Source organism: Niallia oryzisoli (assembly GCF_043641075.1).
Lineage (GTDB): Bacteria > Bacillota > Bacilli > Bacillales > Cytobacillaceae > Bacillus_BD > Bacillus_BD oryzisoli_A.
Genome location: NZ_JBHZRC010000001.1, coordinates 793,678 through 815,857, shown reverse-complemented (window position 1 = coordinate 815,857; position 22,180 = coordinate 793,678). Strand labels below are relative to the sequence as shown.

Annotated in this window: 18 protein-coding genes; 12 read left to right on the top strand and 6 right to left on the bottom strand. The window is 38.1% G+C overall.

Annotated features, from left to right (window positions below):
- The first annotated feature begins 139 nt into the window (after positions 1-139).
- Genes ACHUFV_RS04185 through selB form a run of 3 tightly spaced genes read left to right on the top strand, consistent with a single transcriptional unit; the run spans position 140 to position 6,340 of the window.
- A complete protein-coding gene (locus ACHUFV_RS04185; protein ID WP_394232346.1) occupies positions 140-1,285 on the top strand; it encodes an exonuclease SbcCD subunit D in 1,146 nt (381 codons plus the stop codon).
- Positions 1,282-4,422 carry an AAA family ATPase gene (locus ACHUFV_RS04180; RefSeq protein ID WP_394232345.1) on the top strand — a complete coding sequence of 1,047 codons (3,141 nt, stop codon included), beginning with the start codon at positions 1,282-1,284 and terminating at the stop codon, positions 4,420-4,422. The genes ACHUFV_RS04185 and ACHUFV_RS04180 overlap by 4 nt, the downstream gene beginning before the upstream one ends.
- 37 nt (positions 4,423-4,459) lie before the next feature.
- Positions 4,460-6,340, top strand: a complete 1,881-nt coding sequence (gene selB / locus ACHUFV_RS04175; protein ID WP_394232344.1) for a selenocysteine-specific translation elongation factor — start codon at positions 4,460-4,462, stop codon at positions 6,338-6,340.
- Positions 6,341-6,394: 54 nt separating this feature from the next.
- Here selB and ACHUFV_RS04170 read toward each other — a convergent pair whose 3' ends face one another.
- Positions 6,395-7,435 carry a M42 family metallopeptidase gene (locus ACHUFV_RS04170; RefSeq protein ID WP_394233374.1) on the bottom strand — a complete coding sequence of 347 codons (1,041 nt, stop codon included), beginning with the start codon at positions 7,433-7,435 and terminating at the stop codon, positions 6,395-6,397.
- Positions 7,436-7,643: 208 nt separating this feature from the next.
- Here ACHUFV_RS04170 and ACHUFV_RS04165 point away from each other — a divergent pair, with 208 nt between their 5' ends.
- Both ACHUFV_RS04165 and helD read left to right on the top strand, forming a co-directional pair.
- Positions 7,644-7,877 (top strand): hypothetical protein, encoded by a 234-nt coding sequence (locus tag ACHUFV_RS04165; protein WP_394232343.1) that lies wholly within the window; start codon positions 7,644-7,646, stop codon positions 7,875-7,877.
- A gap of 118 nt (positions 7,878-7,995) precedes the next feature.
- Positions 7,996-10,356 carry an RNA polymerase recycling motor HelD gene (gene helD / locus ACHUFV_RS04160; protein ID WP_394232342.1) on the top strand — a complete coding sequence of 787 codons (2,361 nt, stop codon included), beginning with the start codon at positions 7,996-7,998 and terminating at the stop codon, positions 10,354-10,356.
- A 261-nt stretch (positions 10,357-10,617) separates the two neighbouring features.
- On the opposite strand, the gene ACHUFV_RS04155 is transcribed toward helD, so the two are convergent.
- The 3 genes from ACHUFV_RS04155 to ACHUFV_RS04145 are packed head-to-tail and all read right to left on the bottom strand — an operon-like array spanning position 10,618 to position 13,933.
- Positions 10,618-12,252 (bottom strand): PhnE/PtxC family ABC transporter permease, encoded by a 1,635-nt coding sequence (locus tag ACHUFV_RS04155; protein WP_394232341.1) that lies wholly within the window; start codon positions 12,250-12,252, stop codon positions 10,618-10,620.
- A complete protein-coding gene (locus ACHUFV_RS04150; protein WP_394232340.1) occupies positions 12,239-13,009 on the bottom strand; it encodes a phosphonate ABC transporter ATP-binding protein in 771 nt (256 codons plus the stop codon). The genes ACHUFV_RS04155 and ACHUFV_RS04150 overlap by 14 nt, the downstream gene beginning before the upstream one ends.
- Positions 13,010-13,021: 12 nt before the next feature.
- Positions 13,022-13,933: a putative selenate ABC transporter substrate-binding protein gene (locus ACHUFV_RS04145; RefSeq protein ID WP_394232339.1), complete on the bottom strand. Its 912-nt coding sequence runs from the start codon at positions 13,931-13,933 to the stop codon at positions 13,022-13,024.
- A 248-nt stretch (positions 13,934-14,181) separates the two neighbouring features.
- Here ACHUFV_RS04145 and ACHUFV_RS04140 point away from each other — a divergent pair, with 248 nt between their 5' ends.
- From ACHUFV_RS04140 to ACHUFV_RS04130, 3 genes are all read left to right on the top strand, one after another.
- The gene (locus tag ACHUFV_RS04140) at positions 14,182-15,132 is read left to right on the top strand and encodes an NAD-dependent epimerase/dehydratase family protein (RefSeq protein ID WP_394232338.1); all 951 of its coding nucleotides are present in this window, start codon (positions 14,182-14,184) and stop codon (positions 15,130-15,132) included.
- Between the two features lie 195 nt (positions 15,133-15,327).
- Positions 15,328-16,242: a VOC family protein gene (locus ACHUFV_RS04135; RefSeq protein WP_394232337.1), complete on the top strand. Its 915-nt coding sequence runs from the start codon at positions 15,328-15,330 to the stop codon at positions 16,240-16,242.
- 55 nt (positions 16,243-16,297) lie between these two features.
- Positions 16,298-17,332 (top strand): amidohydrolase family protein, encoded by a 1,035-nt coding sequence (locus tag ACHUFV_RS04130; protein WP_394232336.1) that lies wholly within the window; start codon positions 16,298-16,300, stop codon positions 17,330-17,332.
- A gap of 70 nt (positions 17,333-17,402) precedes the next feature.
- Here the strand turns inward: ACHUFV_RS04130 and ACHUFV_RS04125 are convergent, their stop codons facing one another.
- Positions 17,403-17,675 carry a hypothetical protein gene (locus ACHUFV_RS04125; protein WP_394232335.1) on the bottom strand — a complete coding sequence of 91 codons (273 nt, stop codon included), beginning with the start codon at positions 17,673-17,675 and terminating at the stop codon, positions 17,403-17,405.
- Between the two features lie 225 nt (positions 17,676-17,900).
- Complete coding sequence (locus ACHUFV_RS04120; protein WP_394232334.1) at positions 17,901-18,794, bottom strand: LysR family transcriptional regulator; 894 nt, start codon at positions 18,792-18,794, stop codon at positions 17,901-17,903.
- Positions 18,795-19,220: 426 nt separating this feature from the next.
- On the opposite strand from ACHUFV_RS04120, the gene zupT reads away from it, so the two are divergent.
- The 4 genes from zupT (at position 19,221) to ACHUFV_RS04100 (ending at position 22,153) form a co-directional block, all read left to right on the top strand.
- A complete protein-coding gene (zupT, locus tag ACHUFV_RS04115) occupies positions 19,221-20,030 on the top strand; it encodes a zinc transporter ZupT (RefSeq protein WP_394232333.1) in 810 nt (269 codons plus the stop codon).
- Between the two features lie 50 nt (positions 20,031-20,080).
- On the top strand, positions 20,081-20,230 hold the full coding sequence (locus tag ACHUFV_RS04110) for a hypothetical protein (RefSeq protein WP_394232332.1): 150 nt from the start codon (positions 20,081-20,083) through the stop codon (positions 20,228-20,230).
- A gap of 104 nt (positions 20,231-20,334) precedes the next feature.
- Positions 20,335-20,958, top strand: coding sequence for a polymer-forming cytoskeletal protein (locus ACHUFV_RS04105; protein WP_394232331.1), 624 nt, complete (start codon positions 20,335-20,337; stop codon positions 20,956-20,958).
- 190 nt (positions 20,959-21,148) lie between these two features.
- Positions 21,149-22,153 carry a polymer-forming cytoskeletal protein gene (locus ACHUFV_RS04100; protein WP_394232330.1) on the top strand — a complete coding sequence of 335 codons (1,005 nt, stop codon included), beginning with the start codon at positions 21,149-21,151 and terminating at the stop codon, positions 22,151-22,153.
- The last annotated feature ends 27 nt before the right edge of the window (positions 22,154-22,180 follow it).

Below are 22,180 nucleotides of genomic sequence, written 5' to 3'. Positions count from 1 at the left end.
TTTAACGTTTTCGTGAAAAATAACTAATACTCTTTCTTCATAAGCGCCTTCAAGAGCTGCCATAATTAGGTTCGCTTCCGCAATTTTAATTTTGTTATAATAAGAGAATGTGAGATGAGAAAAATTGAGGTGAAGCGGTTTGAAATTTATCCATACAGCCGATTGGCATTTAGGGAAATTAGTACACGGAGTTTATATGACAGAAGACCAGAGGTTTCTATTAAATCAATTCATAAGTCTTGTAGAAGAAGAAAAACCAGATGCTGTTGTTATTGCAGGAGACCTGTATGATCGTTCAGTACCTCCGACTGACGCAGTTGAGTTATTAGATGAGATATTATTTAAAATAAATGTAGATTTAAAAATTCCAGTTGTCGCGATATCAGGAAATCATGACAGTGCAGAGCGTCTTTCATTCGGTAGTTCATGGTATCGCAGCAATCAGTTTTACCTAGCTGGAAAGCTTGAAAAGCAGTTTCGCCCGGTTTCAATAAATGGAGTTAATTTTTACTTAGTACCATATGCAGAACCGGGGATTGTCCGGCAATTACTTGATGATGATACCATTCATTCTCATCAGGATGCAATGAAAGCAATAATCTATCAAATCGAAAAAAATATGAATGTAAATGAACCGAATGTATTTGTCGGTCATGCCTTTGTACTGGGCGGAGCGACAAGTGATTCTGAACGGAGCTTGTCAGTCGGCGGGTCTGGCTGTGTTGCCGCCGATCTTTTTGAACCATTTTCTTATACAGCACTTGGGCATTTGCATAGCCCTGACGCAATATATCATCAAACTGTTAAATATTCCGGGTCGTTAATGAAATATTCCTTCTCAGAAGCAAAGCAAAAAAAATCTGTCTCAATCATTGAAATGGATGAGAAGGGTCAGTTTGACATACGCTATCGTTCTTTATTACCTAAATATGATATGCGTGAACTAGAGGGAAGTCTTGAGCAGCTTCTTGACCCGCATTTTTACCAAGATGAAAAGGTTGATGATTATTTAAAGGTGACCTTGCTTGATGAAGGTGCATTACTTGATCCGATTGGAAAGCTGCGCCAGGTCTATCCGAATGTACTGCATCTTGAGAAGAAAATTCACTTAACTGATATGAAGAAAAAGCAGCAGATGGAAATATTAAAGGAACACAAAAAGTCTGAGCTTGAGTTATTTGAAACATTTTATACAGAAATGACGACTCTTGAGTTTACTGATGACAAGCGCAAGGCTATGAGTGAAATCATTGGAAAGGTGTTAAAGGAAGAGGTGGCAAAATGAGACCGTTAAAATTAACGATGCAGGCGTTTGGCCCATACGCTGCCAAAGAGGAAATTGATTTTACAAAGCTCGGGTCACGGACGATGTTTGTCATCTCTGGGAAAACAGGTGCTGGCAAAACAACGATTTTTGATGGAATCAGCTATGCAATTTATGGAAAAGCAAGCGGGGAGGATCGAAATGGATCAGATCTTCGCAGTCAATTTGCAAGTTCGGATCTTTTAACGGAGGTACAACTAGAGTTTAGCTTGCGAAATAAGACGTATCGAATCAGCAGGTCACCGCAGCAGGAAAAAAAGAAAGATCGCGGGGAAGGCTATACAACGATAGGAGCAAAGGCAGAGCTCTATATAGCAGACGAAACGGGTAAGTTCCAGATTCTTGCTTCAAATGTTCGTGATGTTGATGTGAAAATAAAAGAAATTATGCTCATAGACAGTAATCAATTCCGGCAAATTCTCATGATTCCCCAAGGCGAATTCCGTAAGCTGCTGACCTCTGACAGTAAGGAAAAAGAAACAATCCTTCAGCGTTTATTTCATACTGAAATTTATAAAAAAGTGGAAGATAAGCTTAAAGAGGAAGCCTCCCAGCTGAAAAACTCTGTTGATCGGCAGAAAAACGAAAGAAATCAAACCCTTGGTCGTATTCAAGCTCTTTTACACGAAGGCCTTATAAATGCTCTTCAGGAGGATCGATATAATGACGTGAGAATTCTTCCATTATTGAAGGAAGAAATTGAGCTATTAAAGACTGAACTGACAAAGCTGACAAACGATAAGCAAGGAAAGGAAGCTGAAAAGGATAAGATCCAGCAGCAGCTGTTTGAAGGCGAAGCGATCATGAAGCAGCTGCAGGCACGTGAAGAACTAAAGAGAAGGAAACTCGAGCTAGAAGGTCAAAAGCAGGCGGTTGAGGAAATAGAAAAGCGTATTATCCTTGCCCAAAAAGCAGCAGTACTGACAAACCAGGAAGAATTATGCCATCGTTTAAAGCGTGAGTTAGATGCCGCCAAAGCAAATCAAGAAACCATTTCGGCCAAAAAAAATACGCTAACAAGTTCACTTACAGAATGGGAAAAGAGGCTGAAAAAGGAAAAAGAAAAAGAGTCTGAACGACAAGCTCAATTAGACATTGTTAATCAATTAAAACAAATAGAAGCAGAAGTTCGATCACTTTCTATGTTTAGTCAGGAAGTAAATCGCCTTGATAAAAATCTGCAGGAGGCTTCACTGGCTAAGAAGAACAGTGAAGGCCGAATCAAAACAATTGAATTGGCCGTTCAGGCATTACAGGCAGAAAAGAAAGAGCTGGATGAACAGCAAATGACGTACTTTGAAAATGAACGAAAAATGGACAAGCTGGAACTTGTTTACGAACAAATCGTTCGATGTGAGCAGCAATATAACAGTTATCTTCAGGCTCAAAAGGATTGTGAGTATAAGAAAGGTCTATTTGAGCGTGCACACTCCCATTATCAGGATGTGTCGGTCCTTGTACAGGAGCTCGAGCAAAAATGGCTCCATGGCCAAGCGGCTATTATTGCTAATAAATTGCAGAATGGTGAGGAATGCCCTGTATGCGGCTCAACGCATCATCCAAACCCAGCAGTGAATAATAGTGGGGATATTCCATCTGAAGAGGATTTAAAAGCTGCTAAACAACAGCGGGCTGACCTGGAGGCTGAAACGCGCCATGCTGAATTATCTCTTATTAAAGCACAGTCAGCTGAAAAGGCATTGGAAGAAAGTATTGCAGAACTAGTAAAGCGTATTACAAATGAGCGTGGTGCCTTCTCGGTTGACGAATTGGATTTGGTCAAGAACACCGTAGGGGATGAGAAACAACAGCTTCGTTTAAATCAGGAGCATTTACAGAAGCAAAAGAAAAGATTGGAAATAATCGGGGATCAGCTGGAAAAATATGCACATGAATTCAAACAAACAAATGATCAGTTGGCACGTATGACGGAAAATCTGAATCGTTTAACGATCCAATTTACAGAAAAAAATACAGTTCTTTCACAAATGAAGGATAAAATTCCGGAGCAATTACAAACAATTCCTGCTTTTGAGACTGAATTACAAAATGCTATAAAGCAGTATGAAGAGCTAGTGAAGCAATTTGAACAGGTGCAGCTACAGTACCAGAAGACAAATGAAATGCTTCTTTCCGAAACAGCCCGGTTTGAGGAAGCAGAAAAACAAGCAGCCCAAGCAGAGCAAAAGCTGAAAATTGAACGTGAAACGTTTAAGTCAAAATTGGAGGAACAAGGATTTAAAGGGTACACTGCTTATGAGAATGCAAAAAAAACCGAGCAAGAAATCATGCAGCTGCAGCAGGAGGTACGGAACTACCATGAGGAATCCCGATCTGTCAAGGATCGGTATGAGGAGCTGGACAAAGTACTCACTGATATAAAAGAACCTGACCTTGCCGGGTTGAACGCCGCATTTGAAATGATTAAGAGCGACATTCTAGCTTTACAAAATCGTTATAATCAGCATTTTGTTAGAAAAGTGGAGTCTGAACAAATTGTAGAAAAAATTGAACTGATTAACGATGGTATAAAATCGCTCGAGGAAAAGTACGAATTAATTGGTCATTTGTATGAAATGGCAAAGGGTCAAAACAATCACAGGATTACATTTGAACGATATGTATTAGCTGCATTTCTTGACGATATTTTGCGCGAAGCAAATGAGCGGTTAAAGAAAATGACTGGAGGGCGCTATGAGCTGAATCGTAAAACGGATCGCTCGAAAGGAAATGTTCAAAGTGGCTTGGAATTACTTGTTTTTGACCAATATACCGGACAAGAGCGTCATGTGAAAACTTTATCTGGTGGTGAAAGCTTTAAAGCTTCCCTTTCATTGGCTTTAGGACTTGCTGATATTGTCCAGCAGTATGCTGGCGGTGTATCACTTGAAACGATGTTTATTGATGAAGGCTTTGGAACGCTCGACCCAGAATCATTAGACCAATCGATCGAAGCCCTCATTGATATTCAATCAAGTGGCCGGCTTGTTGGGATTATCTCTCATGTTCCTGAATTAAAGGAACGAATTGATGCAAGACTTGAAGTGATGGCAACAAAAAGCGGAAGCCGAACAGAATTCCACTTTTTAAATGGATAAGCTTGGAGTAAATTAGGACATAGAGCAGGTGGCATTAATGAATAAACGTTATTTTACAATTGGGATGGCAGGTCATATCGATCATGGGAAAACAACGCTTACGAAGGCATTAACCAATGTAGATACGGATCGGTTAAAGGAAGAAAAGGAACGGAATATTTCGATTGAGCTTGGCTTTGCACCGTTATATGAGGATGATGAAATTCAAATCTCAGTTGTTGATGTACCTGGACATGAACGCTTTATTAGACAAATGATTGCAGGTGTCGCAGGAATTGATTTGGTCATTATGGTTGTAGCTGCTGATGAGGGTGTCATGCCCCAGACAAGGGAGCATCTCGAAATTTTGAAATTTCTTGGTGTAAAGAATGGTATTGTGGCGATTACGAAAATGGACAAGGTTGACGAAGAACTAATTGAAGTAGTCAAGGAAGATATTTATGACGAATTAAAGGATACGGTCTTTGAAAGTAGTCCATATATGCTCGTTGATAGTGTTTCGTACAAGGGTATTGAAGAGCTAAAATCTAACATTATTTCAACTTTAAAAGGACAGGAAATGCGCGATATACGTGGTGCTTTCCGGCTTCCAATTGATCAGGTTTTTACTGTCAAGGGACAAGGAACGGTTGTAAGGGGAACGGTATACGAGGGTTCAGTAGAAGAAGGACAGGTTCTAACCGTGCTGCCAAAAGGGTTACACGTACGTGCTAGGCAAATTCAAGTCCATCACCACAATGCTCGTCAAGTGTTTGCTGGACAAAGGGCTGCGATTAATCTTTCAGGAGTGGCGAAGGAAGAGCTGGAACGCGGGGATGTCCTCGTATCCTCGGAGCATTTTATTGTTACGAAAACAATTGATGTCGCTATGCAGGTTGTTAGTGATCTAGACCATATGGTGAAGCAGCGAATGCCAATCAAATGTCATATTGGTACGGCTGAAGTAATGGGGCGGATTGTCTTTTTTGACCGGAATGCAATTGAAACGGAAAACGATGAAATCCTATGCCAATTAAGGCTTGATGAAGAAATTGTTACAAAACGTGGTGACCGCTTTATTTTAAGAAGACCGACACCGCAGGAAACGATTGGCGGCGGCTGGGTCATTGAACCACGCGGTGAAAAATATAAATTTGGTTACCGAACCATCGAGCAAATAGAGCAGAAAAAAATCGGTACACCTAGAGAAAGAATCACAGCAGCACTTGTGGAAGGGAAATGTCTGCCATTACCTGAACTAATAAAACGAACTTCTCTCCCAGAGGAATCCATCCTATCAGAGTTAAACAGTGTCGAATTTGTCTTTATTGATCAAAAGGTATATACGCTAAAATCGATTATCGAGACACTATTAGATGAATTTTCTGATCGGATTTCCTATTATCATTCGCAGCACTCCATGAAAGCTGGAATGAATAAAGCAGAGCTTTTTCATCATTTACAAAAGGAATATCCAAAAGCATTATTAGAATATGTCCTTGACCATGGTGTAGAAAAACAGCTGCTGCGAAAAAAAGAGCAGTATATTGCTTTATTTATTTTTATTCCTCATGTTCCGAAAAACTGGCAAAGGCGAACGGAAAATATGCTGAATAAAATGAAGCAGGATGGGTTTCAAGTACAGTATCTAACTGATTATTTTAAAAATGACGGAATTCCGGATCATTTAATCAATGATATCAAACATTTCCTTGAGGAAGAGGAAATGATTGTTTCACTTGATGAGCAGTATTACTGGCACAAGGATATTTTTAATCAGGCAGTGGACAGGCTGAAATTGGGAACAAGTTCAGAATTCGATATCGGAGAAGCTAAACAAATTCTTTCCTTGTCAAGAAAGCTAATGATTCCGTTCCTTGAGAGGCTTGATCAGCTACAGTATACAAAAAGGGTTGAGAATAAAAGAGTTTGGAAATAATAGTGTGCACGAAAAAGCCGGGAATGATGTGAATTCCGGCTTTTTTCATGCATATTAAAGGAGCATGTCAGATTGTATATAATGGAATAACAGTTCAGCTGTTTGTTCGAGTGCCTGTTGATGTGTTCGCTCAAATGCATGTGACGCATCAATTCCTGGTCCTATCAAGCCGTGGATAATATCATGACCTGCGCGAAGTGCTGCTGAAGCGTCGGATCCATAAAATGGATAGAGATCGAGTTTATATTGAATTCCATTTTCCTGTGCAAGCTTTACAAGCCGTTTTCTGAGTTCATAATGATAGGGTCCACTCGCATCCTTAGTACAAATGGATACAGTATATTCATCTGTGGATTGTCCGTCACCAATAGCACCCATATCAACGGCTAAAAATTCTACCGTTTCCGGAGTAATATTTGAGTTTCCTCCATAACCGATTTCTTCATTATTTGATATAAGGATATGGGTTGTGTAAGGCAGTGTGATGTTGTCCGTTTTGATTCTTTTGATTAGCTGCAAAAGAATTGCCACACTTGCTTTATCATCTAAATGTCTTGACTTAATAAATCCGGAGGGGGTTATTTCAACACGCGGATCGAAGGAAATAAAATCGCCGACCTCAATGCCAAGTGCACGAACATCATCTGCACTGTGCACCTTTTCATCGATTCTGACCTCCATGTTGTCTTGATTTCGTTCCGCTTTGTCTGCATCTTTATAGACATGTACAGATGTCTGATGCATGAGAATGGTTCCCGAATATTTTTTACCGCTGGACGTTTCGATTGTACAATATTCCCCTTCAATCGAGTTATATTTAAAGCCGCCGATCAAATCAAGCTTTAAGCGTCCATTCGTTTTTATTTCTTTAACCATAGCACCAAGTGTATCAACATGAGCTGTCAGCATACGATGATGAAGTGAATCCTGACCTGGCAAAGTGGCAATTAGTCCGCCCTTTCGGTTTCGTTTTGTTTCAATCTGCAGTTCAGATAGAAAAGCTTCAACAAAAGAAATGATCTCGTATGTATTTCCGGATGGACTTGGGACTTGTAAGAGGTCTTGTAAAAGTTTAACTGTTTCAGCATGATTGATTGACAAAAGCAGCCTCTCCTTTCTATATAAAAAGCCTTCTGTAATAAGTATACCTCTAAATGCAAAAGTTAAGTAAGAACAACCGTGGGTTTGATGAATAACAAGACCGTTTTCATTTGATACAATATGCAAAGACAGATATAATTTGATTTATGTTAGTAAAATGTAGCATACATGCTTGTATTTGATTATAAAGGGGAATGAAGGAATGGGAACTTGTAAATTGGATCACAGCCAAGAAGACGTTATGAATAAATTTGAAGCGCAACGTCCTTTTTTACCGGATGAAATAAAGACAAAGCTTGCTGGGTACTTATCAGTGGTACACACCCAGGCAGAATTAAATGACATGTTCCATTTACTAAAAAAATATGATTTATCGTCTGCTACGGAGAAGGAAGAGCGAAATAAACAAATGCTGCTGCTGTTAAACAAGGATTAGTAAGTGGAAAACAAAACACAATCGTTGTTACACCCGAAACGGCAGTGAATATTCTGAAATTAGCGCAGCATGATTTGATATGGATATAAATAACGATTGTTTTGTAGGAGTTGGTCTTATGAGTAAAGAAGAGAAGGAACTGTCTCAGGAACAAGAGCGAATTGATCAAATCATTGTTGAGATAAAGCACGCAATGGATAAATTACAGAATCGCAGCAGTGATGTCAAAACAGATACTCTTGAACTCAGAAAAACATTTTGGCAGGATGTCACGGTAAACCTTGATGAACCTGATGATGTTATCGAAACCTTTACGAGTATAAAGCAGCAGGCCGAATTATTGTCTGAGAGGGAACGCAGTCATGGACAAATTCACAAACGATTAAAAACATTAGCTCGGTTAAAGGACTCTCCATACTTTGGAAGAATCGATTTTAAAGAAGAGGGAGAAGAGATTGAGTCCATTTATTTAGGGATCGCCTCTTTTATGGACCGAAATGAGGAACAATTTCTGATTTATGATTGGCGCGCACCTATCTCAAGCCTATACTATGATTATCCTCCAGGACCCGCTTCCTATGTAACACCTGAGGGAACGATATCCGGTGAAATGTCCTTGAAGAGGCAGTTTATTATCCGAAACGGTCGAATGATTTCCATGTTTGATACCGGAATTACAATCGGGGATGAGATGCTCCAGGAAGTGCTTGGTGCAAATGCAAGTACACAAATGAAGAGCATTGTTGCAACGATTCAAAGAGAGCAAAATCGTATCATTCGTAATGAAAAAAGTAAATTGCTTGTTGTGCAGGGTGTTGCCGGCAGCGGGAAAACATCTGCAGCCCTGCAGCGAGTTGCCTATTTACTGTACCGCTACAGAGAAACTCTAACTTCTGAAAACATCATGTTATTTTCGCCTAATCCCTTGTTTAACAGCTATGTTTCTACCGTACTCCCGGAATTAGGTGAAGAAAATATGAAACAGACGACCTTTCAAGAATATTTAGATAGTCAATTAGGATCCCATTATAAGCTGGAGGATCCGTTTACACAGCTGGAATTTTTACTTAATGAAGAAGAATCAGCGTATTATCAAACAAGAATGGTAAGTATTCGTTTTAAAGGCAGTCTCCAATTTAAAGCCTTTATTGATTCTTTTCTTGATTCCATTCATCTTGGGGGACTTTATTTTAAGGATATTTTTTTTCGTGGTAAGGTGATTGTATCTAAAATGGATATACTCGATCAATTTTATAGGCTTGATACGAGCATGTCGATCGCTAATCGTATTCAAATTGTAAAGGATTGGATCATAAAACAACTGAAGGTTCAGGCTAAAAAGGAACAGAAAAAGAGATGGGTGGAAGAAGAAATCCAATTTTTAGAGAAGGAAGATTATTTAGCAGCCTACAATGCCTATAAGAAAAAACATGGACATCATGATGATACGTTTAATGATTTTGAAGAGGAAAAGAAATTTCTTGTTAAACAAGTTGTAAACCGTGAAATGAAGCCGCTGATTCACAGTGTGAAACGGCTTAGGTTCATTGATATGAAAAAGATTTACCAGCAATTATTTACTGATCAGCACCATTTAGCAAAGGATTTACCCCTTGAATGGGAGCAAATTTGTCAAATATCAATTACTGCCTTGCAGAAAAATGTTCTTACGTATGAGGATGCGACCCCGTTTTTGTATTTAAAAGAACGAATTGAAGGAAGAAAGGTGAATTTAAGTATACGTCATGTCTTTATTGACGAAGCACAGGATTATTCTCCTTTTCAATTTGCTTATTTGAAGGAGTTATTTCCATATAGTAGAATGACCTTGCTAGGTGATATGAATCAAGCTATTTTTCTGCATTCAAAGGATATGGTGAATATTTTTCAGGTTGATCCTGATTCAGAGAAAGAAACGATTACCCTGACGAAAAGTTATCGGTCTACAAAACAAATTGTAGAATTTACAAGGGGCTTGGTCATTGACGGTGAAAAGATTGAACCGTTTAACCGAGAAGGAAGGAAACCAACACTAACAATCGTGTCAGAGGAACAGGAATTACAGAAAAAGGTACTTGCGTGTATTCAGGCATTGCGTGCTAGTGGTTATCAAACGATTGCCGTGATTGGGAAAAATGCAAATGAGACAAAGCGTGCCTATCAAGTATTGTCGGGTGAAATCGATGGCCATTTAATGGAAAAGGGATCAATCCATTATGAAAAAGGGCTCGTATTTATTCCAGCGTATTTAGCGAAAGGAATCGAGTTTGATGCTGTTATCATGTATGACGCATCACAGCAAAAATTTGGCAGGGAAATGGAACGTGAATTATTTTATACCTCCTGTACAAGGGCTATGCATGAGTTACATTTATTTTCGCTCGGTAAAGAGAGCATGTTTATTTCAAGACAGCCTGAAGCCGCCTATGATGTAGTAGAGAATCAAGAACAGATAAAACTGCAGGAAAGAAAGCTTTAACAGAAAAAAACGGAACGCCGCACCTAATTAGTGCGGCGTTCCATTTTTTTTATTACTATGCTTTATTAAATAATATGCTGATTTTAATTAACATGTTGATTGTAGTGGAAGGCACGAAGACTCCTGCGGGAGAAGCGAGACAGTCAAGACCCCGCAGACACGAAGTGTCGAGGAGGCTCGGCGGTCGCCCTAAGGTGCGCGAAGTGTCTGGAACGGAAATCAACAACTATGTCTAACAGGACCTAAAACTAAGCAAGCATACTATTTTGCAGCTTTACGGGCTGCTTCCGATATAAAATCAGCAATAAAAACGAGGATACAGTAACAAAGGAGCAGTAGCGTAACATCTGTATAATGAAAGAAGCTGAGACTCATTTTAAACTGCTGACCTAAACCTCCGGCGCCGACAAAGCCAACAACAATTGTTGTCCGCATGATGACCTCCCAGCGGTATAAAATATACATTAGAAACTGAGGCATCACAGCCGGCAGGACAGCATACAAAAGAATTTGGCTTTTAGAAGCGCCGCTTGAGGCAAGATTACGGACAGGTCGTTCATCCAAATCTTCAATCACTTCGGCACAAAGCTTTCCAAGGATACCAAAGTTATGCAGTGCCAATGCAATGGCACCAGGCAAAATCCCAGGCTTTAAAATAAAAACGATAATCATCGCCCAAACTAGCTCCGGGATAGCACGGCTGAAAATATACGACATTCGTACGAAGCCAAACAAGAGCCAGTTATACCATTTTCTAATTAAGGTAAGGGACCCATCTGCAATATTTCTTGCAGCAGGTATGACGGTTAAAAACATGGCTATCGTTGAAAAGCCTATTGCCATGACGCTCATTCTTAATGTTTCATATGTAAGCTTGAGCGCTTCTTTCCAGGACTCACTGCTTAAAAAAGCAGGCTGCTCCACTCCACCTATTCCGAATAATCCTGCAAAAAACTTCTGTGCATAATAGGCATTTTTTTCTGAGAGTAAATCCTTTAAGCTCGCCTGCTCAAAAATAAAAATAAATCCCCACGACAGTACCATCAAAACGATGGTTAAGAGAGAGAAAAATGTAACAAAGGTAAAGCCTTTTTTTGCCTCATGCATTCCTTTTCTGATATGAACACTACAGCTGTCAACGAGTACGACAATTCCAATTAAAAAGAAGAGAAAGGTCCAGACCTCGTCATACTTTAAGTCATTTAAGGATAATTGGATTTGAAAACCAAGTCCCCCTAGGCCAACAAAGCTCATAATTGCTGATGAGCGGATGGCGCATTCAAAGCGATACATTGTATAGCTGATGATATTTGCACGAACAAGAGGGAAATAGCCATAGAGAAGGCATTGCAGTTTAGATGCACCAGATGAACGGAGTGCCTGAATGGGTTCTTTCGGAACATCGTTTAGCATATCAGCAAATATACGGCCTAATATCCCTCCGTATGGGATGCCTAACGCTAAAATAGCGGAGAGGGGAGAAAGGCCAAAAATGGCAACAAAAATTAACGCCCAAACCAGCTCATGGATGGCTCGCAAAAATCCAAGAATCCCCCGAAAGATTCCCTTGGAAATGAGTTTTGATCCCTTATGTTCATGCAGAATCCCCGAGGCAAAAATACCCAAGAAAAAGGCAATAACGATTGCCAAGGTCATACCACAAACTGCATAAGCTAATGTAATCCATGTGGATTCGATGGCTAATTGAATAATTTCTTGTGATAAATTAGGATGTATGAGCGCAACTAAGACTTGTTTGATGGTAGCTAAGCCTCCGGAATGAACCAAATCTTCACTCCAAGTAACGGCAAACAAGCTCCAAATAAACGCTGCGGCAAGAAAAATCGTTAAAATGTTTTTTCGCTGCAGCTGGAACGTGTGTTTAAGATTCAGCATTATCTGACCGCTCCTTTAGCAGATAAAGATCAGACAATAATTCATCACTTACTTCATCTACAGGCAAATCAAAAAAAATCTGACCGTCTTTGATGGCCATGATTCTTGTAAAATATTTCCTTGCATAATCAACTGAATGCAAGCTGGTAATTAAGGTTTGATTCTCCTCTTTTACAAGCTTTGTTAACATGGAAAGAATGTCCTCTGCGCGGGCAGGGTCTAATGAAGCAACCGGTTCATCTGCCAAGATAATTTCCGGTTTTTGTAAAAGAAGGCGGGCTAATGCCACCCGTTGTTGTTCTCCACCGGATAATTTTGCGGTTTGATCCTTTATCTTATCAGCAAGTCCCACTCTTTCTAAGGCTTTTTGTGCAGCCTGTTTTTCCTGCGGGAAAATAAGGGATAAAAGAGATTTGAATAATCCCCAATCTGCCAGGCGGCCTGCTAGTACATTATGAATCACTGGCAGCTGCCCGACAAGGTCGAACTGCTGTCTGATAAGGCCTATTTTTTTGGCTAAAGCTTTGCGATTCGTAAGTTTTTCGGATGGAGTCCCGGCAATGGTCAAGAATCCATCATCAGGCTTGATAATGGTCGCAAATGTATTCAGCAGGGTGGTTTTGCCGGCGCCGCTTGGTCCGATTATCGCCACTAATTCTCCTTTTTTAATAGAAAAAGAAAGGGAAGATAAGGCTATCTTCCGCTCGTAGTTTTTCGTTAAATTTTTCACTTCAATTATGTTTGTTGATGATGTCAACATCTTCACCTTCTATTTTATAATGCCAACTTCCTTAGCAACCTGTTCAATTGCCTTATAGTTTTCATTTTTGGTCGGAATAAAGTTATCTGATTGGAACAGCTCCATGATTTCTGGCTGGTCCTTGCTGTTAATGGCAAGGATGGCATCAGTCACTTTTTGTTTCGTACCTTCACCGAATGTTTCATCAACCGCATTGATTGTCCAATGATAATCATAATAGCTTGGCGTTGTGTAGAAAACATTTACTTTACTTGTATCCACTTTCTTTTCTGCAACGGCTGCTTCCCATACCGAGATGTTTAACACACCAGCCTTCATTGATCCAGATTCGACTAATTTATAGGTTTTGTCATGTGAGCCGGAATAATTCGGCTGTCCATCAAAATCCTTTTCAGGGTTAATACCTGCTTCTTTTAGAAAATAACGCGGCATTAAGTGACCAGATGTAGAGCTTTCACTTCCGAACGTAAAACTTTGACCCTTTAAGTCCTCAAGACTTTTAATATTTGTGTTAACTCCAGAAATAAAAACTGATTGAAATTCCTCGTCCATTGGTCTTTGTGCAATCGCTTCAGCTTCAGGCACCACATTTCTTGCCTGCACCCCTGTAAGTCCGCCAAACCAAGCTAATTGAATTTCACCGCGTTCAAAAGCAGTTACAAGTGCGGCGTAATCTACCGATGGAACATATTCGACTTTAAGATCTGTTTTTTCACTTAAATAATCAGCTAATTTGCTTAAGCTTCTATTCATATCTGCAGCGTTTTGATCCGGTATGGCACCAATTTTAAACACTTCTTCTGTTTTTTCTGTTCCGCCTTCTGTTGAAGTAGTGCTTTTATCTTCTTCTTTAGAACCAGAGCAGGCAGAAAGTAGTAATAACAATAGCAGGGCAATGCCTGCTGTATAAAGCTTTTTCATTATACAGCCTCCAAATAATTTAATATACCTCTGTTATTATACTTGAATAGTTAATTAACCGATAGGAAATATCAATTAATTTATATTCATTTAATCGATGAGAAAATGAATTAGCTATCGATTTTTTCATTAATGAATCCCGCTTTTTACGAGTAGAATCAATTTTCCGTTACTAGGTTCAGTTCATTTTCTTGTTCATACAATAGAAGAAAGACGTCCTTAAATGTATAGAATGGAGAGGGGATAACATGAAACGTATCATGATCACTGGTGCCCTAGGTCAGATTGGTTCGGAATTAACGCTATTTTTGCGAAAGCTTTATGGAAGTGACCAGGTTTTGGCAACAGATATCAGGAGAAATGACTCTGAAGTAGTTCAAACAGGGCCATTTGAACTCTTGGATGTAATGAATAGGAAAGGGTTCTATGATCGAGCAAATCAATTTCAAGCAGATACAATTATTCATTTAGCGGCCCTTTTATCTGTTGCTGCAGAAGGGAATCCACTTGCAGCCTGGCATCTTAATATGGAGGGGTTAGTAAACGCACTTGAAACGGCAAGGGAACTTCAAGCTAAACTATTTACTCCTAGTTCAATTGCTGTATTTGGACCTACAGCACCAAAAGCTATGACTCCTCAGGAAACAGGACTGCGCCCAGTTACAATGTATGGAGTAAATAAGGTAGCTGGAGAACTTTTAAATGATTACTATTTTCATAAATATAATGTTGATACAAGGGGATTACGGTTTCCAGGCTTGATTTCTCATACGGCATTACCCGGAGGCGGGACGACAGATTATGCAGTTGAAATATTTTATGAAGCAATTAAAAATGGCAGGTACACTTCCTATCTGGAACCAGGAACGTATATGGATATGATGTATATGCCGGATGCACTGCAAGCGATAGTAGATGTAATGGAAGCAGATCCATTACGACTCAAGCATCGAAATGCCTATAATGTGACAAGCATGAGCTTTTCGCCAGAAGAACTTGCCGCAGAAATTAAAAAATATCTACCCGCATTTACGATGGATTATCAGATTGAGCCTGTTAGGCAGGCCATTGCTGATAGTTGGCCGAATCATATTGATGCTGCTGCTGCGAAGAAGGAGTGGGGTTTTTCAGTCCAATATAATCTAACAACTATGACGAAGGATATGATAGAGAAGCTCTCTTATAAACTATTACCATAGGAACCAATTTTATTTACTTTTATAAACAAGCATATTAGTTGACATTTTTATAAGAGTAATAATTTCGTTGATAATAAAAAAATAATTTTCAATATATAAAGTGTTTCCCAAAAATATATAATTAGACAAGAAGTCGAATTTCATGTAAATTTGTATTATATTCAAATAATTAAAACGGCAACAGGAGGATGACTAATGATTCGCTATAAAAAATTAGGCTATGTTGTATTAAGTGTAACAGATTTAAATAAATCAACAGATTTTTATGAAAATGTTGTAGGTATGCAGTTTGTTGAGCGGGAAAATGAAACCGTATACCTAAGAAGCAGTCGTGATCATCATAATTTAATTCTTGAACAAGGTCCTGAAGCTGGATTAAAAAGAGTTGCGTTCGAACTTGAAAAAGCTTCTCAATTCCAAGGTGTGTTCGACTACTTGACAGAGCAAGGCTTAAACCCAGTTGAATTAAGTGTAAAAGAAACACAAAGTCTAGCACAAGGCAGAACCCTGCGTTTCAAAGATCCTATTATCGGCGTTACGTATGAATTCTATGTAGAAATGATGCAAATGGGATTGCCATTTGTTCCAAAGGATGCAAAAATCACAAGATTCTTGCATGTAGTATATGATACAAACCGCTTCGACGAACTATTAGATTTCTATACTAATACATTAAACTTCCGAATTTCTGACACTTCAGGCAGAGAAACAGCTTGGGCATGGTTACGTGCATTCCCAACACCATACCACCACAATCTTGCCATCACAAAAGGTCCTGAAAATAAATTGAATCATCTTGCATACCAAGCAGAAACAATTGATGATATCGGTAAACAAGTTAACCGCTTAAATGATCAAAATGTTCCTATTCTTTTTGGACCTGGTAGACACCATCCATCTGGAAGTATTTTCTTATACTTCGCTGATCCAGACGGTTTAACATTGGAGTACAGCCAAGGTATGGAAGAATTTCCTGAAGAAGGTGCAAGAGAGCCACGCCGCTTAGAACCAAGTAAGGAAACAATTGATGAGTGGGGCGGATCTCCAAAACCTAACTTTGCAAAATACGGTAAAATCATTGAAGAGGATCTTGCAAAGGTTCATAACTAATCATAAAAACTAGTAATTTCATATAAAAAAGAGAAAATAATGAGGAGGGGACATCTTGTCTAAAGAAAAACATTTTCGTGTGGATTTTCATGCACATATTATTCCTGATAATTTCCCTGATTTCGAAGAGAAATACGGTGACAATCGTTTCCCAACATTAAGACATACTTGTGAGTGTGGAGCTGAAATTTATAAGGATGGCAAGTCATTCCGTAAAATTGATGATAATGCTTGGGATCCGAAAAAACGTATTGCTCAAATGGATGAAGAAGGTATCGATGTACAAGTTCTTTCTCCTATTCCGGTTACATTCGCGTACTGGGCAGATGCGGAAAAATGCTTAGAGCTTTCAAAAGCACAAAATGATTTCATTGCTTCTGTTGTTGCAGAATATCCTAATCGTTTTGTCGGTTTGGGAACAGTTCCTTTACAGGATGCTGATTTAGCCATTGCTGAAATGGAAAGAGCAATTAATGAATTAGGTTTAAAAGGAATTGAAATCGGCAGTAATGCAAATGGGAAGACACTTGATGATCCTGAAATTTTAAAATTCATTGAAGCGGCAGCTAAAATGGATGTTCCTATTTTTGTTCATCCATGGGCAACTGTTGGTGTGGAAAGAATGCCTAGACATAATTTCATGTATTCAATCGGTATGCCATCTGAAACAGCTTTGGCTGCAGCAAGCTTAATTTTTAGCGGTATATTAGAAAAATATCCTAATTTAAAAATTTGCTTCTCACATGGTGGAGGTTCATTCCCGTATGTGCTGGCTCGAATTGATCAGGCTTGGGAATCATGGCCGAATATTCGTACAACAGAAGAAAAACCAAGCTATTATGCGCAGAAGCTTTATTTCGATACGCTAGTATACGATCCAAAGAATCTTCAATTTATGATTGATAAATTTGGAACAGATAAATTAATGGCAGGTTCTGATTATCCGTTCGTATTACGTGAAATTCCATCTGGTAAAGTAATTGACGTGATGGAGCTTGCTGAAGAGGATAAGAAAAAGATGCTTGGCGAAAATGCTGTTAATTTCCTTGGTTTAAATAAAGAAAACTATGTAAAAGAACCAGTTAAGTAATATTAATGAAAAGAGAACTTTACCTTTACTGCTTGTAAGGAAAAGTTCTCTTTTTATTGACTTTTGGAATTTATATACATTGGAAAATATGATTCTCCTTTAATATGTTCTTTAATTTAAACATAATCGTGTTAAACACATCGTTTTTGTACGCTTGTAGGAGAGCAGCTTTCAAATTGTGCTGTATAAAGAATGAATCAATGCATTTTTGAATATAACGAATGATTTGCTCTTTGTAAAATAACTTCCTTTTTTTAATTTTTTCATTTACTTCATCCGTCAGGGAGTAGATGAACTGGATGATGGATAGTTCAAAATTACCGCAATATTCAGCGATTTTCATAGCTATAAAACCTCCTTGCTGTCAATAAGTTTAATATAATCTTTACATTAACTTTACAATGTATGTCATTATTTTAAAGCATTTAGGCAAAAAATCAATACAAACGACAAAACTTGTCAAAAATAACCTATATTACAATAATAGGCATTCCTCAAAAGAATTGGAAAGATTTCATCCTTCCAATTCCTCATAAGAAATGCCCTTTTGATTTGCTTGTTTGTTATATTAATTTGTATTTCTATTCTTTAAGGTAGCTTCAAAAAATTGTAAAAATAAATGGATACTGTCTAATTTTGGAGAGTTCTTTTTATAAATACCTGCAATATTAAAGGTGAGATTTTCAAATTCCGGAAACGGTATGATGCAATAATCATTATTGATAACACCCGGATCGTTACCGAGAGATAACTCAGGAATTATACTAAATCCCCAGTTATTTTTCACCATTAAATTAACCATTTCAAAGCTTCCTACCTCAATTCTCTGTAGATCCTCTACACCTACTAATTTTTCATCAATTTTAATCCAGATAGGTGTTTCCCTACGATAGCAAATCATCGTTTGTCCGATTAAATCTGCTTTTGTTATTTCGGATTTTTGCGCTAGAGGATGATCTTTTCCTACAACGAATACGAGCTTTTCATGAAAAAGGAACTGATACTCAAGATCATTAAATGGAATAACATCCCTTACCAAACCAATATCAATTATACCCTTTGTAATCATATTTGAGATTTCAATTGAATCCATTGCCTCAATTAAATCAAAAGATTTTTTATTTTCCTCTCTTAATAATGATAATATTTCTAAAATAATGAATACAGAGAAGGCAGGAGATAATCCTATTGTTAACGTTGGAGATTTTAAAAGGTCTATCGTGTGTTTGGCTTCATTCATATAATTTAATATGTTTCGGGCAAGTGGAAGTAACGCTTTTCCTTCCTCTGTTAAAAGTATTTTTTTCCCATCTCGATAAAACAATTTACAATCAAGTTCTAATTCAAGCTTTTGAATTCTGGCTGTTACGGCTGGCTGAGTTAGATTTAAATACTCTGCTGCCCGTGAATAATTATTAAATTCATAAACGGTAATAAATGTTAAAAGTTGTTCATTATCCAATTCTGTCCCTCCTTCAATTATTATTATAAAAGGCATGTCCTTAAGAAAGCTGCAACAACTATTGGTGTCTTGGAATCATGGTTTTGGGGGGATTTAAAAAGAAAAGAAAAAAGTATATTATCTTCTAATAATAGTATGTAATTTTTAATCTTTCAATTTATTTATTCAAATATTTATTAAGAGCGTCAAAATAAATCGGATTAATTAGTCGAGAATAATATTTTCACGTTTTTTAGTGTTTTTATAAGCGTATTAATTGAAAGTGTTTTTACTTTAGATTAAAATGTTGTGCACAGGAAACTTTTTTAGAGAATATGCATATGGTAAAGCAGATATTTTTTTGTAATAAAAATTGCCTTTGCGCAACATATTTTAGCTTGTCTAAAAGATTTATAGAGGAGAGGAAATATAAAGGAGAGGAAATAGATGCCGGAAAATGTAATATTTGCATTAGGCCTTACGCTATTAGCAGGTTTAGCCACTGGAATTGGCAGTATATTGGCCTTTTTTACGTCAAGGACAAATACGAAATTTTTGTCATTAGCACTTGGATTTTCCGCTGGTGTAATGATTTATGTCTCGATGATTGAAATTTTCGTTAAAGCAAAGGATGCCCTCATTAGTGCAATGGGGAAGGTGCCGGGAAATTGGGCAACTGTCGGCGGCTTCTTTGCTGGGATGCTAATGATTGCGTTGATTGATAAATTTATCCCGAAGCAGAGCAATCCCCATGAGTTAAAAAGAGTGGAGGAAATGAAACAGCCCGTATCAGCAGCAAATGATCCGGCGCTCTTAAAAATGGGAACATTCACAGCGCTTGCGATTGGAATTCATAACTTTCCTGAAGGCATAGCAACGTTTACATCAGCAATCCAGGATCCTGCATTAGGGATGGCTATTGCAGCAGCGATTGCGATTCATAATATTCCTGAAGGCATTGCTGTTTCGGTACCTGTTTATTTTGCTACGGGAAGTAAGAAAAAGGCATTTAAGCTTTCATTTTTATCAGGTCTGTCAGAGCCCATAGGTGCCTTTCTCGCATATTTAGTGCTGATGCCATTTTTAAATGATATTATGTTTGGTATTATTTTTGCCGCTGTAGCTGGTATCATGGTTTTTATTTCCCTAGACGAATTGCTACCTGCTGCAAAAAAATATGATGAAGCGCATACTTCGATTTATGGATTAATCGGTGGGATGGCTGTTATGGCTTTAAGCTTATTGTTATTTCTCTAATGAAAACCATTAAAAGTCCCGAATGGGATTTTTTTTGCTTAAATCGTAACATGCATGTTTTTACGCTTGCAGGAAAAGATACATGTAGAGCAAAAAGATTCCTACTCATCGCTCAAATCTCTCATTTGCAGACCTGTGAAGGGCTAAGAACAAAGGTTGATCAACCATTTGTTGCAGCAATAACAATTACTTACGTGTAAAGCAGAAGCATTTCCATAACATAATCAGCAATAACGTATATTAAGTTTTTTTATAGGCAAAATATGAAAAAGTTTAATATTAAAAACGTTAAGGAGGAAAAAGTATGAAGTGGAAAGCATTATTAACATCAATCTTTTTAGTAGGACTATTAACTGCCTGTGGCGGCGGTGATGATGACAAAGCTGCAGATGACAACGCAACAACAGAAAATGAGGATAAAGCTGCAGAGGAAACAGAGGATAATGCGGCTACTGAAGAAACTGAAAAAGAAGATGCAGACAAGGAGCAAACAACCGATGCATTAACAACTGCATCGATTGTAAATGAACCGGATGCATTCAAAAAGGCAGTGAGTAAAGAAGGGACATGGATTGTTGCCATCCTTGAAGATCTAACTGTTGATGATGAAGTAGTCGTTGCCGGAGAGTTCCATGATAAAAATGATGCAACGAAGGATATTTATCGAAAGCTTGCGTTATACTCACAAGATGAAAATCATAATATAACTGCTTCGTATACGTTAACTGTACCAAAGCTAACCGTACAAAGCCCGAATTTTAAAATCCAAGGCGGTACTGTTAAAGGTGATGTAGTAGTAGAAGCACAAGGTTTTACACTAGATAAAACAGCAACAATTGATGGTAATCTTATCTATGCCAATGAAGATTTAAAAAACTCAGCTGTCATTGACGGAAAAGTGACTGGATCTACTGAAACAAATCAATAAATAATGAAAAAAGACGTGTGCATTTGCATGCGTCTTTTTTTCGGTTAAACAACAGTTTTTTACCATATAAAATGTGAATTTATTATGATCATAAATTCACAAAATGTACATATGCAATACGTCTATCGATAAACAAAATATGATAAATTGATTTCAGGAAGTATTATTATCATCCTAGGAGGAAAAGCACATGAAATTCAAAGCATTGTTAGCGTCAACATTATTAGTAGGGACTTTAGCGGCGTGTGGAGCTGATGAAGAAAAGCCAGCTGATGAAGCAGCAGCAAATGAACCAACAGAAGAGAAAGCAGTGGAAGAAACAACAGATGCTGTTACTACAGCATCAATCGTAAGTGATGCAGAGGCATTAAAGAAAGCAGCGAGTGCGGATGGAACATGGATTTTTGCGATTCTTAATGACATTAAAATGGATGAAGAGCTTGTTGTCACTGGTGAATTCCACAACAAAGGTGATGCAGCACAAGATATCTATCGTAAATTTGCACCATATACTCAAGATGAACAGCACAACGTTCTTGAAAGATTTACACTTACTGTACCAAAAATGACTGTACAGTCTGAAAACTTCAAAGTACAAGCTGGTACAGTTAAGGGTGATGTTTACGTTGAAGCTAATGGCTTTACATTAACTGCTGATGCTACAATCGATGGAAACATCTACTATGCAAGTGAGGATTTAAAAGCTACTGCAGTTATCGAAGGTAAAGTAACTGGGGCTCAAGAAGTTGCAGCAGCAGATGCTGATGTTGTGACTACAGCATCAATCGTAAAAGATGGAGAAGCATTAAAGAAAGCAGCTAGTGAAAAGGGAACATGGATTTTTGCGATTCTAAATGATGTTACAATTAAAGATGAACTAGTTGTTGCAGGTGAGTTCCACGATAAAAATGATCCAAGCAAAAACATTTATCGTAAATTTGCTCCATATACACAAGATGAGAACCACAATGTGCTTGAAAGATTTACATTAACTGTGCCAAAAATGACAGTGAAGTCTGAGAACTTCAAAGTACAAGCTGGTATTGTAAAAGGTGATGTTTATGTACAAGCAAAAGGCTTCACATTAACAGCTGATGCTACAATCGATGGTAATGTATACTTCGCAAGCGAAGATCTTAAAGCTGCTGCAGTAATCGAAGGTAAAGTGACTGGAGCGACTGAAGTAAAAAAATAAGTCGAAAATGACTAAAAGCAGCGTTCT

What these genes read in the sequence shown, in the direction of transcription:
- ACHUFV_RS04180 (WP_394232345.1), top strand. Translation starts at nt 1,282, where the DNA reads ATGAGACCGTTAAAATTAACGATGCAGGCGTTTGGCCCATACGCTGCC.
- selB (WP_394232344.1), top strand. Translation starts at nt 4,460, where the DNA reads ATGAATAAACGTTATTTTACAATTGGGATGGCAGGTCATATCGATCAT.
- ACHUFV_RS04165 (WP_394232343.1), top strand. Translation starts at nt 7,644, where the DNA reads ATGGGAACTTGTAAATTGGATCACAGCCAAGAAGACGTTATGAATAAA.
- helD (WP_394232342.1), top strand. Translation starts at nt 7,996, where the DNA reads ATGAGTAAAGAAGAGAAGGAACTGTCTCAGGAACAAGAGCGAATTGAT.
- ACHUFV_RS04155 (WP_394232341.1), bottom strand. Translation starts at nt 12,252, where the DNA reads ATGCTGAATCTTAAACACACGTTCCAGCTGCAGCGAAAAAACATTTTA.
- ACHUFV_RS04145 (WP_394232339.1), bottom strand. Translation starts at nt 13,933, where the DNA reads ATGAAAAAGCTTTATACAGCAGGCATTGCCCTGCTATTGTTATTACTA.
- ACHUFV_RS04140 (WP_394232338.1), top strand. Translation starts at nt 14,182, where the DNA reads ATGAAACGTATCATGATCACTGGTGCCCTAGGTCAGATTGGTTCGGAA.
- ACHUFV_RS04135 (WP_394232337.1), top strand. Translation starts at nt 15,328, where the DNA reads ATGATTCGCTATAAAAAATTAGGCTATGTTGTATTAAGTGTAACAGAT.
- ACHUFV_RS04125 (WP_394232335.1), bottom strand. Translation starts at nt 17,675, where the DNA reads ATGAAAATCGCTGAATATTGCGGTAATTTTGAACTATCCATCATCCAG.
- zupT (WP_394232333.1), top strand. Translation starts at nt 19,221, where the DNA reads ATGCCGGAAAATGTAATATTTGCATTAGGCCTTACGCTATTAGCAGGT.
- ACHUFV_RS04110 (WP_394232332.1), top strand. Translation starts at nt 20,081, where the DNA reads ATGCATGTTTTTACGCTTGCAGGAAAAGATACATGTAGAGCAAAAAGA.
- ACHUFV_RS04105 (WP_394232331.1), top strand. Translation starts at nt 20,335, where the DNA reads ATGAAGTGGAAAGCATTATTAACATCAATCTTTTTAGTAGGACTATTA.
- ACHUFV_RS04100 (WP_394232330.1), top strand. Translation starts at nt 21,149, where the DNA reads ATGAAATTCAAAGCATTGTTAGCGTCAACATTATTAGTAGGGACTTTA.